General features: G+C 71.0%; 10 protein-coding genes. 5 read left to right on the plus strand and 5 right to left on the minus strand.

Annotated features, from left to right (window positions below):
• Together R9X44_RS15310 and R9X44_RS15315 are read right to left on the minus strand one after the other, a co-directional pair.
• A complete protein-coding gene (locus tag R9X44_RS15310) occupies nt 1–1,077 on the minus strand; it encodes a hypothetical protein (RefSeq protein WP_319814808.1) in 1,077 nt (358 codons plus the stop codon).
• Nucleotides 1,074–1,571, minus strand: a complete 498-nt coding sequence (locus R9X44_RS15315) for a DUF4365 domain-containing protein (protein ID WP_319814809.1) — start codon at nt 1,569–1,571, stop codon at nt 1,074–1,076. Before R9X44_RS15315 ends, R9X44_RS15310 begins: the two co-directional genes overlap by 4 nt.
• Nucleotides 1,572–1,753: 182 nt before the next feature.
• Here R9X44_RS15315 and R9X44_RS15320 point away from each other — a divergent pair, with 182 nt between their 5' ends.
• Nucleotides 1,754–3,868 carry an AIPR family protein gene (locus R9X44_RS15320; protein WP_319814810.1) on the plus strand — a complete coding sequence of 705 codons (2,115 nt, stop codon included), beginning with the start codon at nt 1,754–1,756 and terminating at the stop codon, nt 3,866–3,868.
• A gap of 89 nt (nt 3,869–3,957) precedes the next feature.
• On the opposite strand, the gene R9X44_RS15325 is transcribed toward R9X44_RS15320, so the two are convergent.
• Genes R9X44_RS15325 through R9X44_RS15335 form a run of 3 tightly spaced genes read right to left on the minus strand, consistent with a single transcriptional unit; the run spans nt 3,958 to nt 6,862 of the window.
• Nucleotides 3,958–4,770: a DUF1295 domain-containing protein gene (locus R9X44_RS15325; RefSeq protein ID WP_319814811.1), complete on the minus strand. Its 813-nt coding sequence runs from the start codon at nt 4,768–4,770 to the stop codon at nt 3,958–3,960.
• Nucleotides 4,767–5,657 carry an SDR family NAD(P)-dependent oxidoreductase gene (locus R9X44_RS15330; RefSeq protein WP_319814812.1) on the minus strand — a complete coding sequence of 297 codons (891 nt, stop codon included), beginning with the start codon at nt 5,655–5,657 and terminating at the stop codon, nt 4,767–4,769. Before R9X44_RS15330 ends, R9X44_RS15325 begins: the two co-directional genes overlap by 4 nt.
• Nucleotides 5,654–6,862: an acetyl-CoA C-acyltransferase gene (locus R9X44_RS15335; RefSeq protein WP_319814813.1), complete on the minus strand. Its 1,209-nt coding sequence runs from the start codon at nt 6,860–6,862 to the stop codon at nt 5,654–5,656. Before R9X44_RS15335 ends, R9X44_RS15330 begins: the two co-directional genes overlap by 4 nt.
• Nucleotides 6,863–7,055: 193 nt before the next feature.
• On the opposite strand from R9X44_RS15335, the gene R9X44_RS15340 reads away from it, so the two are divergent.
• The 4 genes from R9X44_RS15340 to R9X44_RS15355 are packed head-to-tail and all read left to right on the plus strand — an operon-like array spanning nt 7,056 to nt 12,339.
• Nucleotides 7,056–8,273, plus strand: a complete 1,218-nt coding sequence (locus R9X44_RS15340; protein WP_319814814.1) for an acetyl-CoA acetyltransferase — start codon at nt 7,056–7,058, stop codon at nt 8,271–8,273.
• A gap of 10 nt (nt 8,274–8,283) precedes the next feature.
• The gene (locus R9X44_RS15345) at nt 8,284–9,798 is read left to right on the plus strand and encodes a carotenoid oxygenase family protein (protein WP_319814815.1); all 1,515 of its coding nucleotides are present in this window, start codon (nt 8,284–8,286) and stop codon (nt 9,796–9,798) included.
• Nucleotides 9,799–9,814: 16 nt separating this feature from the next.
• Nucleotides 9,815–10,789: a helix-turn-helix domain-containing protein gene (locus tag R9X44_RS15350; RefSeq protein WP_319814816.1), complete on the plus strand. Its 975-nt coding sequence runs from the start codon at nt 9,815–9,817 to the stop codon at nt 10,787–10,789.
• 29 nt (nt 10,790–10,818) lie between these two features.
• A complete protein-coding gene (locus R9X44_RS15355; RefSeq protein WP_319814817.1) occupies nt 10,819–12,339 on the plus strand; it encodes an AMP-binding protein in 1,521 nt (506 codons plus the stop codon).
• Nucleotides 12,340–12,342 lie beyond the last annotated feature (3 nt).

Consider the following 12,342-nt stretch of genomic DNA (forward strand, 5'->3'; position numbering starts at 1 on the left):
TCAGCCTTCCTCTGGGAGATCGTCTGCCGGCGTCGTGAGGCCGGCGGTGGTCAACTCATGACGGCCGTGCACGAACCTCACCGGCCCCTGGGCCCGCACCGGTCTTCTGCTCTGATGGGCGCTGAGCGCCTGGTCGTACGCTGCCTGGTCGGGCAGCCGCACCCAGAGGCCGCCGCGCGTGCCACTGCCGTCCTCGGCGACGACGACCCCGTGCACCTGTACTCGGAACCGGTCCGTGGCCCCGTTGTCGAAGAGCGACCCGATGGTCCCGGAGACCACAACGTCTCTGCTCAGCGTGCGCCGCAGGCGGTTCGCGGCGATCCGCAGGAGCCGCCCGGACCCCCGGCCGAACGCCACAGCCTGGCCCGGCCTCCCGGCGGGCAGCCCGCGCGCCCAGCGGACGCCGACCTCGAAGCCCTCTCCTCGATCTGCTCCCCCGAAGCGCGCAAGGCCGTCGCACAGCTCGGCGGAGAGCCCGTTCGCGACGAGTCCCTCCATACCTTCGAGGCTCTCCGAGCGGCCCGCGCCCGCGACGGCGTCGCTCAGCGCGGGGAGCAGAACCCCGTGCAGAAGCAGGAGGGCCCGCCGCCCGAGCGAGCCGGACACGTCCGACGGCACGCGGACCGTCAACAGCTCGCCGCGCACCGGGTCGATCCTGACCCGTGCCAGCAGGTCCCGCACCGGACGTGCCTCCGGACCGCGCACGTCGCCGCCGGGTGCGATGACGGCCCTTGCCGCGGCGTCCAGCACCTGCCTGAGCCCGCCGAGCGCCGCCGCCGTCTCCAGCAGCCCGCCCTCCATCGCCCCCGGGGCCCGATACCACTGCACGTCGGCCATCGGCTCGGCCACGTCGGCCGCGACCTCGGCCACCGCCCGGCCCTCGATCTCCGCGAGCATGCGGAGGATCTCCCTTGCCCTTCGCGGCCAGTCGGCGTACCCGTCGCCGTCCGGCACCAGAACGTGGGAGTCCTCCCCGTACGCCCAGACCGCCGTGTCCCGCCGCTCCTCCGCCTGACACTCCCAGCCTGTCGCGCCGAGATAGCTCCTGACGTCGTGCACCGACGGGCCGGAGTTCACGTCGGCGCCCCCACGAGCTCGCGCAGCGCGCGCACCGTCAACACGTTCCCCAGCGGAACCCGTACCGTGACGTGCCGGTTCCGGTCAGGCTCCCCGATCGGCTCGTCCCCTTCGAACCCCCGGTAGTAGCAGAGCCAGCTCAGCGTCAGCCCGTCGGTGTCGACGCGGGCGTAGTGCTCGGAATCCTGCGGCACCACGACCACGAAGAGGAACCTCGGCACGAGGAACGGTCCCGCGACGAGCCGGTTGTACTGGACCTCGCTGAGGCCGCGGAACTCAAGGTCGGGACCCCGCTCGACCGGCCTCGACCATGACTTGACCTGCACCTCGATCGCCGGCGAGGCGTACCTGCCGCCTTTGCCGGGGAACCGGAATCCCAGGTCCACGCCGTCGTAGTCGAGATCGTCCTTGTAGACGAGCAGACCCGCCGCCGAAGCCATGGCACGGACATAGTCCTCGGCGAACTTGCCTTGATAGTTGCGCTGGTCCAGCACCTGACTCCCTCCACAACAGGCACCGATCACCATCCCAGGACGAGAACCGCAATGCGAGCATTTCACCAAGACTGTCATTCATCGCTGTGCTGTCCCCGCGGCTTCTCGCGGGAACTCCGGCGCGGACGGCCGGCCGGCGCGCAATCATGGGCGGAACGTCAGACCTCAGGAAGGGCGGCCCGATGCAGTCCGGCGTACACCGCGAGATCCGGCAGATCCGTGAGTACCTCAAGGCCGAGTTCGCCGGACCCGTCGACATGACGGACGTGGGCGGTCTCACCGCCGCGACCGAGCAGCAGTTCCTCAGCAGGGCCCTCGCCGCGCTCGTCGTGCGCCGCCTGCTCGGCTGCGACAAGAAGCGAGCCGCCGATTGCGTCGTGGACGGAAGCAACGACCTCGGCATCGACGCCATCGCGGTGTCCGAGAGCGGACTCGACATCTGGCTCATCCAGAGCAAGTGGAGCGACGTCGGCAAGGACGCCTTCAACGTCGCCGAGGTGCTGAAGTTCCGCGAGGGTGTGAACGCGCTCGACCACAAGCGCTTCGACCGGTTCAACCCGAAGGTCAGGCGGCACGCCGACCAGCTCAACGCCGCCTGGGGGCAGTTCGGCTGCCGGATCACCCTCGTTGTGGCCACCGTCGGGACCGGCGCCCTCACCCACGACGTCACCGTCCGATTCGAGGAGATGAAGCGCGACTACAACGGGCTTGAGGAGTCCCTGACCTACGAGTCGTGGGGCAGGGCGAGGATCTGGGAGACGGCGAAGGAGTTCCAGCGGCCCCCCACGGCCACGATCCTCGCCGAACTGTCGGAGTGGATCCACGTCCCCGGTCCGTTCGAGGCGTTCCAGGGCAGGATCCCCGTCGCGAACGTGGCGGCCTGGTACGCCGAGTACAAGGACCTGCTGTTCGAGCAGAACATCCGCAAGAGCCTCGGCCTCACGAAGGTCAACCAGGGCCTGGTGGAGACACTGACCACCCATCCGGACGACTTCTGGTACTTCAACAACGGCATCACCGTGCTGTGCCGCACCGCCGAGCGCACGGGCGGCAGCTACAGCGCCAAACTGCCCATCAGGCTGGAACTGGCGGACGCCAGCATCGTGAACGGCGCGCAGACGGTCGCCGCGATCGACGCGGCGATGCAGAAGGACCCGAACGCGACGTCGGAGGCGTTCGTGACGATCAAGATCGTCACGACCAAGAACTGCCCGGACGACTTCGGGGACGCCGTCACCGAGGCGACGAACACCCAGAACCAGGTCATCCCCCGCGACTTCGTCGCCCTCGACCGCATCCAGTGGGAGATCCGTCAGGACTTCGTCGACACCCTCCGGCTCCAGTACACGTTCAAACGCGGCGAGGACGACCCCGCCGAGGCGGAGGGGTGCTCGGTCCTTCAGGCGGCGCTCGCGCTGGCCTGCGCGCACACCAACAGCGACCTCGCGGTCCGCGCCAAGCAGAACCGGGACAGGCTGTGGGAGAAGGACGACAAGGGCGCCTACACGATGATCTTCCGGCCCCGTCCGTCGGCGGCTCAGATCTGGCGGTCGGTGCTCGTCGTGCGCGCGGTCAAGGACGCGTTGAAGCACGCCCGCGGCCGGGTGGAGGACAAGGCCGCCGCGATAGCCGATTACGGCGACCTGCTGATCACCCACCTCGTCTTCCGCCAGCTCGACACCGACGACATCGACGAGCCCGACGTCGACTGGGACGCCGTCGTCTCACGCGCCGCCGAGCTGACCGCGCCGACCCTCGACTGGCTGATCCACCATGTGGACGCGGCGTTCGGGGAGGAGTCGTTCGCCAGCGCCACCTTCACCAACCCGGCCCGCTGCAGAATCCTCGTTCCCCTTGTGCTGGAATCCATCGCCAACGGCGGGAAAGCGCCGGACCTCCCTCGGTCCTACGTTCCCCCGCCGCGCGACTACCGGGCGCCGCGCCGCCGCAACGCCGTGCCCACGCTGGTGGACGCCGGCGTGATCGCCGACGGGGAGACCCTCTACTTCCAGTTCTCGAGCTCCCGCGAGGCCAAAGCGCTCAGTCCCTGGCTGGTGGGCCATCCGGAACGTTCCCGCGCCCGCTGGGTCAACCACCGGACACGGCCGCTGATCTGGGAGTTCGACGGGAAGCAGTACTCGCCGACCGGCCTGGTGTCCAAGATCTGGGAGAACGCAGGCTGGACCAGCCATCCCGTCGCGGTCCAGGGACCCGACCGCTGGGCCCCCGCCGACCGCGGCACGCTCTGGGAGCTGGCCAAGGCGATCCAGGACCAGGACGGCGAAGCCCTGTTCTGAGCCGCGCCACGGGCTCGTCCGGTCAAGGGCGTCACTTCTTGACGAGAGGGATTGTTCGCCCCGGCTGCGAGGCCAGCCGGGGCGTGTGGTCAGGTGGTGGGGGATTTTTTGGGGGGGCGGGGGAAGAAGCCGCTGGTGTGTTGCAGGTAGGTGGTGTATTCGGGGCCTCGGCGGCGGGACATTTGGCGTTCGAGGAGGGCTTTGCCGCTGCGGTTGAGGAGGAGGTGGGTCATGAAGGCGGGGGCGATGACGGTGAGGAGGCCGGTCCAGTGGGAGCAGGCGATGAGGAAGAGTGACCACCAGACGACGGAGTCGCCGAAGTAGTTCGGGTGACGGGTCCAGCCCCACAGGCCGCGGTCCATGACCTTGCCCTGGTTGGCGGGGTCGGCCTTGAAGCGGGACAGCTGCCAGTCGCCGACGCTCTCGAAGAGGAAGCCGACGGCGAAGAGCGCAGCGCCGATCCACGTGAGGACGCCCAGGGAGACGTTCTGGTACATCGCGACCTGGACGGGCAGCGAGACCAGCCACATGATCCAGCCCTGCGAGAAGTAGATGTAACGCAGGACGAAGGGCAGGACGGGGCCCTTGTTGCGGCGTAGCAGGGCCGCGTAGCGGGGGTCCTCTCCCTTGCCGTGGTTGCGGCGGAAGATGTAGGTCCCCAGCCGCAGGCCCCACAGGGCGGTGAGGGCCAGGACGAGCACACGCCGCCCCGTGACGCCCTCACCCTGCACGCCGGAAAGGACGAACGAGGTCGCCGCGATGACGACGAAGCCGAGCCCCCACACCACGTCGACGATGCTGTGGGTGCGGGTGCGCAGGGCGTAGGCCATGGTGAGGCCCATGGTGACGGCGACGGCCAGGGCCGTGCCGCCGAGGTTGACCAGCAGGGGGACGAGGTTCACGGCGTGCTCAGCTCTCGGGCGAGGTCCTGGAAGGCGTCCTGGGCGTGGACGTAGGTGTGGGCGGGGCCTGAGCGGCTGCGTTCCAGCAGCTCGGTGAGGCCCGCCCCGTCGACGGAGTCGTCATGACGGACCGTCCCGTACTCGACGGCGTCGGCGACCCGCAGTCCCCCGGCCGCGGCGACGATCACCTGCCCGTTGACGGTCGAGGCCGGGTCGCACAGCGCGGCGACGAGCGGCGCGACGGCTGCGGCGTCCATGGCGTCCCGGTGGCCGGGGTCCATGCCGCGGTCGGTCATCTGGGTGAGCGCGTACGGCAGCAGCACGTTGGTGAGCACCCCGCGCGGCGCGCCCTCGACCGCGATGGTCTTGCCGAGCGCGATCACCGCGCCCTTGCTCGCCGCGTACGCCGAGACCGTCGGTTCCCCGTGCAGGCCCGCCGTGGAGGCGACGAGCACGATCCGCCCGTGCCCCCGCTCCCGCATGACCGCCGCGCAGGCCGACGCGATCTGCGAGGTCCCGAGCACATTGGTGCGCAGGACCGCCGCGAACTCCTCAGGCGTCGCCTTGTGGAACATGGCAGGTCCGGAGACTGCCGCGCTGGTGACGAGCCCGTCGAGCCGCCCCCACGTGCCGAGCGCCACCTTGACGATGTTGGTGGCGGTCCCGGGGTCGGCGACGTCCCCGTGTTCGGCGACCGCCTCCCCGCCGAGCGCCCTGATCTCCGCGACGACGTGGTCGGCGGGCCCGAGCCCGTTGTCGTCGACGATCCGGTTCCGGTTGTTGACCACAAGACGCGCCCCCCGCGAGGCGAGGTGCAGCGCGAACGCGCGCCCGAGCCCGCGTCCCCCGCCGCTGATCGCGATGACCTGTCCGTCGAGCCCGCTCATGCCGGAATCCTCTCGATGAGCACCGCGACGCCGAGCCCCGCGGCCCCGGAGACCGCCGCGACGCCGTAACGCCCTCCACGGCGTTCCAGCTCGGCGAGGCACCCGCCGACCATGATCGCGCCGGTCGCGCCGAACGCGTGCCCCATCGCGATCGTGCCGCCGTTGGGGTTGAGCCTTTCCGGACCGACGCCGAGATCGCGCCTGAGCTTCAGGCACAGCGCCGAGAACGCCTCGGCGAACTCGAACACGTCGATGTCGTCGGGGGTGAGCCCGGCCCGCGCGATGACGGCCTCGACGGCCTGCTGCCCGGCGGTCAGCATGATCACCGGGTCGGTCGCGGCGGTCGCCGAGGCGACGATCCGCGCGCGCGGCCGCAGCCCCGCCGCCTTCGCCGCGGCCTCGTCGCCGAGCAGCAGCAGCGCGGCCCCGTCGGCGAGGGCGGGCGAGGTGCCGACGGTGTGCAGGTGGCGGATCTCGCCCGCCTCGGGGTGGGCGGCGAGCGCGATCGCATCCTGGCCCTGCGCGCCGAGGTCGGCGAACGCGGGCGGGAACTTGGCGAGGCCCTCGGTCGTGGTGCCGGGCCTGATCAGTTCGTCGCGCGCGAAGACCGTCCCGTCTTCCAGGGTGATGGGGACGACGGCGTCGTCGTGATGGCCCGCGTCCCAGGAGGCCGCGGCCTTGGCCTGGGTCTCGACCCCGTAGGCGTCGAGCTCCTCGCGGGTCAGGCCGTCGAGCGTGGCGTTGAGGTCGGCGGCGATGCCCATGTGGACCGAGCCGACCGCCCTGATCGTCGCCGGGTCCTGCCACAGCGGCCCGCGGTCGCTGAACATCGCGACCCGCGAGACGCTCTCGACCCCGCCCGCGACGGCGAGGCCGAGGTCGCCGCCGCGGATGCGGCCCGCGGTCTGCGCGACGGCGTCGATCCCGGAGGCGCAGAACCGGTTGATCACCCCGCCCGGCACCCCGTGGCCCCACCCCGCGAGCAGGGTCGCGGTCCTCGCGAGGTTCGCGCCCTGTTCGTCGACCTGGGAGGCCGATCCGACGATCACGTCATCGACGTGCGCCGTGTTGATCCCGGTGCGCTCGGCGAGCGCACGCTGGAGCCGGACGACGAGGTCGACCGGTCCGATGCCGTGCAGTGCGCCGCGCGGGGAGCCTTTCCCGCGCGCCGTCCGGACGTAGTCCAATACGAGGGCCTCGGCCATGCGGCCTCTCCTCTCCTCCTCGATTACTCTTTTAAATGTAGTGAGATCGACGGGTCGGGACAAGGGTCGGTTTTCCGAGGACTTCCGCTCTGTACTGGACTCCCGCCCGCAGTACATTGACGCCTTACTCTCGTTGTTGTAGTAAGTGTTCGAGTGGCCTCCCGGCCGCACCACCCCCGGAGGGAGCGAGTAGATGACCGCTGGAACATGGGTACTCGGCGGGTACCAGAGCGACTTCGCGCGCAACTGGTCACGCGCCGGCCTGGGATTCTCCGACCTCACCGAGGAGGTCGCGACCCGCACCCTCAAGGCCGCGGGCATCGAGCCCGGCGACGTCGAGGTGATCCATGTCGGCAACGCCTTCGGCCAGCTGTTCACCGGCCAGGGCCAGCTCGGCGGGATGCCCGCGACCGTGCTGCCCGAGCTGTGGGAGGTCCCGTCCTCCCGGCACGAGGCGGCCTGCGCGTCGGGCGGGATCGCGATCCTCCAGGCGATGGCCGACCTCGAGTCCGGCCGCTATGACGTCGCGCTCGTCCTCGGCGTGGAGCTGGAGAAGACCGTCCACGGCGACCAGGCGGCCCGCCACCTCGGCGCGGCGGCCTGGGTCGGCCACGAGGGTCAGGAGGCCACGTTCATGTGGCCGTACATGTTCAGCGCCCTCACCGACGAGTACGACCGCCGCTACGGCATCGACGACGCCCACCTGCGCGCGATCGGCGCGCTGAACTTCCGCAACGCCCGCGCCAACCCGCTCGCCCAGACCCGCGCCTGGGAGCTGACCGACGCCAGCTTCAGCGCCGACGACAAGGTCAACCCCCTGGTCGAGGGCAGGTTGCGGCGGCACGACTGCAGCCAGATCACCGACGGCGGCGCGGGCGTGGTCCTGGTCAGCGACCGCTACCTCGCCCGCCGCCCCGAACTGCGCGGCCTCGCCCGTATCCAGGGCTGGGGCCACCGGACGGTCGGCCTGCCCCTCGACCAGAAGATCGAAAGATCCCGCGACGACGCCTATGTCCTGCCGCACGTGCGCCGAACCGTCACCGACGCGTTCGCCCGCGCGGGCATCTCCGGCGTCGCCGACGTCGGCGCGATCGAGACGCACGACTGCTTCTCCATGTCGGAGTACATGGCGATCGACCACTTCGGCATCACCGCCCCCGGCGAGAGCTGGAAGGCCGTGGAGAGCGGCGACCTGGAGAAGGACGGCCGCATCCCGGTGAACCCGTCGGGCGGGCTGATCGGCGGCGGCCACCCCGTCGGCGCGACCGGCGTGCGGATGCTCGTCGACGCCGCCGCCCAGGTCACCGGCACCGCGGGCGACACCCAGGTCGAGGGCGTCAGCCGCGTCGCGACCCTGAACATCGGCGGCAGCACCACCACCGCCGTCAGCCTCATCATCGGCACCGACTAAGGAGTCCCCCATGGACGTGGAGATTCTGGGGAGGGTCCTGTCGACCCTGCCCGACGACGACGACCACCCCTACCGGACCGGTCCGTGGCGGCCCCAGACGACCGAGTGGAAGTCCGACGACCTGACCGTCCTGGAAGGCGAGATCCCCGCCGACCTCGACGGCCTGTACCTGCGCAACACCGAGAACCCGGTCCATCCGGCCCTCGAGCGCTACCACCCGTTCGACGGCGACGGCATGATCCACGCGGTCGGCTTCCGCGACGGCAAAGCCTTCTACCGCAACAGGTTCGTCAAGACCGACGGCCTGCTCGCCGAGCGCGAGGCCAACGGCCCCCTGTGGGCCGGGATCGCCGACCGTCCCGAGAAGTCCCCGCGTCAGGACGGCTGGGGCGCGCGCGGCCGCATGAAGGACGCCTCGTCCACCGACGTCGTCGTGCACGCGGGCGTCGCCCTCACCAGCTTCTACCAGTGCGGCGACCTGTACCGGCTCGACCCGCTCACCCTGGAGACGCTCGGCAAGTCCGACTGGGGCGGGAAGTTCCCGTCCTGCGGGGTCTCGGCGCACACCAAGTCCGACGAGAACACCGGCGAGCTGCTGTTCTTCAACTACGGCAAGGACGCCCCCTACATGCACTACGGGGTGGTGGACGCCGACGACAGGCTCGTCCACTACACCGAGGTCCCGCTTCCCGGCCCGCGCCTGCCGCACGACATGGCGTTCACCGAGAACTACGCGATCCTCAACGACTGCCCGCTGTTCTGGGACGCCGACCTGCTCGCCAAGGGCCACCACGCGGCCCGGTTCAGGCCGGACATGCCGACCCGGCTCGGGGTGATCCCCCGGCGCGGCACGTCGGCCCAGATCATCTGGTTCGAGGCGGCCCCGACCTATGTGCTGCACTTCGTCAACGCCTACGAGGAGGGCGACGAGATCGTCCTCGACGGGTTCTTCCAGGGCGACCCCGAGCCGAGGGACACCGGCGACGGCAGCTTCTACCAGCGCATGTTCCGTTTCCTCGCGCTCGACCGGATGCAGACGCGGCTGCACCGCTGGCGGCTCAACCTGCGCACCGGGCAGTGCAGGGAGGAGCGGCTGAGCGAGTCGATCACCGAGTTCGGCGTCCTCAACAACACCTACGCCGGACGGCCCAACCGGTACGCCTACGCGGCGAGCGGCGTCGAGGGGTGGTTCCTGTTCAACGGCCTGGTCAAGCACGATCTGCGGACCGGGAACGAGGAGCGCTACACCCTCCCCGAGGGCGTCTACGGCAGTGAGCCCGCGGTCGCGCCGCGGGTCGGGTCCACCGCCGAGGACGACGGATACCTTGTTACCCTGACCACCGACATGAACGAAGATCGTTCCGAGTGTCTGATCTTCGACGCCGCCCGCCCGGCCGACGGCCCCATCGCCCGCGTCCTGCTGCCGGAGCGCGTCTCCAGCGGCACGCACGCCACCTGGGCGCCGGGATCGGCGATCCCCGGCTGGGCGGACGCGGACTCCCCGGCGGCCTCCGTCGGACTGTGAAAGGCGACAGTTCCCCTTGACTCGGCAGAGTGCGACCCAGGAGGCGGGCGGCCTCGTCCACCCGCCGGACCGGCCCACCCGGCTCCCACGCGGCTCCACCAACGCCGTCGGCCTGACCCTCGGGCTGATCGGCGACGAGTGGAACCTGCTGATCCTGCGTTACGCGATGCTCGGGGCAAGGCGTTACGTCGACTGGAAGGACGCGCTGCCGATCTCCGACGCGGTCCTGACCCGCAGGCTCGCGGCGCTGACGGCCATCGGCGTGTTCGAGAAGGTCGAGTACCAGGCGAGCGCCCGCCGCTACGAGTACACGCTCACCAAACGCGGCCGCGACCTGTGGCCGGTGCTGCTGAACATCTGGGCGTGGGAGGCCGAGTGGGTGCCGAGCCACGGCGAGCGGCTGCCGCGCAGGGTCCACCAGACCTGCGGCAGGGAGTTCCGCCCGGTGTTCGGCTGCGGCGCGTGCGGCAGGCCCGCCGAGGCCCGCGACATCACCGGCGGGTTCGGGCCGAGCGGCACATGGAGCCGCTCGGTCCCGGCCGCCACGACCCGCCGCCGCTCCCAGACGGCGGGCGAGGCGGGCATGTTCCCCGAGACCATGGCGCTGATCGGCAACCGCTGGTCGGCGGCCCTGCTCGGCGCGGCGTTCCAGGGCGCGCACCGCTTCCGCGACTTCGAGCAGTGGCTCGGCGCGCCGCCCACGATCATCGCCGACCGGCTGCGGGTCTTCTGTGAGCTCGGCGTCCTCGCCCAGTCGCCCGGCGCGGAGCGCGCCGACTGGCCCGACTACCGCCTGACGGAGAAGGGCCGCGCCTTCTATCCGACGGTCATGACCGCCGTCGACTGGGGCCAGCGGTGGTTCCGCGCCGCCGAAGGCCCCGCACTCGTCTACACCCACCGCGCCTGCGGCCAGGACCTGAAGATCAGGCTCACCTGCGACCAGTGCGGCGGTGTCCTGCGCGGCGCCGAGGTCTCGGTGCTGCTCGACTGACCCACCCCACCCCCGGTGAGGAGCACACAGTGTTGCCATCCGTCCCCGAACTCCTCCGCCGTTCCGCTTCCCTGCGACCCGACGCCCCCGCCGTCATCGGCGACGGCAGGGCGATCCGTTACGGCGAACTCGCCGAACGGTCCGACCGCGTCGCCGACCTGCTGTCGGCGCTGCCGCCCGGCGCGCGCGTCGGCTATCTCGACCGCAACGCGACCGAGTACTTCGAGCTGCTGTTCGGCGCGGCCAAGGCAGGGGTCGCGCTCGTCCCGCTGAACTTCCGGCTGTCCCCGCCGGAGATCCGCTGGATTCTCGACGACGCCGACGTGTCCCTCGTCGTCGCCGCGTCCGAGCACCTTCCCGCGCTGGAAGGGCTCGACGTGCCCGTCATCGAGGTCGGTGACCCGTATGAGGCGTGGGTCGCGTCCGGCAAGCCGGTGGACCCGCGCCGCGAGGCGTCCGGCGACGAACTTCTCGTCCTCATGTACTCCTCGGGCACGACGGGACGGCCCAAGGGCGTCCGGATCAGCGCCGACGGGCTCGCCGCGGGGGCCGAGCTGTTCGGCGCGTGCTTCGACGTCGACGCCGACTCGCGCAGCCTCGTGCCGATCCCGTACTTCCACATCGCGGGCGCGGGCTGGGCGCTGATCACGATCGCGCGCGGCGGCGCGCTCGTCCAGTCGCGCGAGCCCACCCCGTCCTCGATGCTCGCCCAGCTCACCGAGTTCCGGGTGACGCACACCGCGATGGTCCCGGCGGTGATCCAGGTGCTGTGCGAGATGCCCGCCGCGAAGGACGCGGACTTCTCGGCGCTCCGGCAGATCGTGTACGGGGCGTCGCCGATCTCCGAGCCGCTGCTCGCCCGCGCGGTCGCGCTGTTCGGGGCCGAGTTCTTCCAGTCCTACGGGCTCACCGAGACGATCGGGGTGACGACGCTGCTCGGGCCCGACCAGCACAGGCCCGACAACCCCGTCGCCGGACGGCTGCGGTCGGCGGGGTCCGCGGTGCCGGGGATGCGGGTCGCGGTGCTCGACCTGGTGACGGGCGAGATCGCCGCCCCCGGCGTCGTCGGCGAGGTCGTGGTACAGGGCCCGTGCGTGACTCCCGGGTACTGGCGCAACCCCGACGCGACGACCGAGGCGTTCACCGCCGACGGCTGGTTCCGCACCGGGGACGCCGGGTCGATGGACGCCGACGGGTTCCTCTACCTGCACGACAGGATCAAGGACATGATCGTCACCGGCGGCGAGAACGTCTACCCGGCGGAGGTCGAGAGCGTCCTGGCGGGCCACCCGGCCGTGCTCGAATCGGCGGTCATCGGGGTGCCGTCGGACCGGTGGGGTGAGACGCCGCTGGCCGTCGTGGTCCGCAGGCCGGGCGTGGAGGCGGAGGAGAAGGAGCTGATCGGCTGGCTGCGCGAGCGGCTCGCGCACTTCAAGTGCCCGACGTCGGTGGTGTTCGCCGACGCGCTGCCGCGCAACGCCTCAGGGAAGCTGCTCAAGCGCGAGCTGCGCAAGCCCTGGTGGGAGGGGTCCGACCGCCAGGTCGGCTAGCGC

It is taken from the genome of Actinocorallia sp. A-T 12471 (genome assembly GCF_033875155.1).
Lineage (GTDB): Bacteria > Actinomycetota > Actinomycetes > Streptosporangiales > Streptosporangiaceae > Actinocorallia.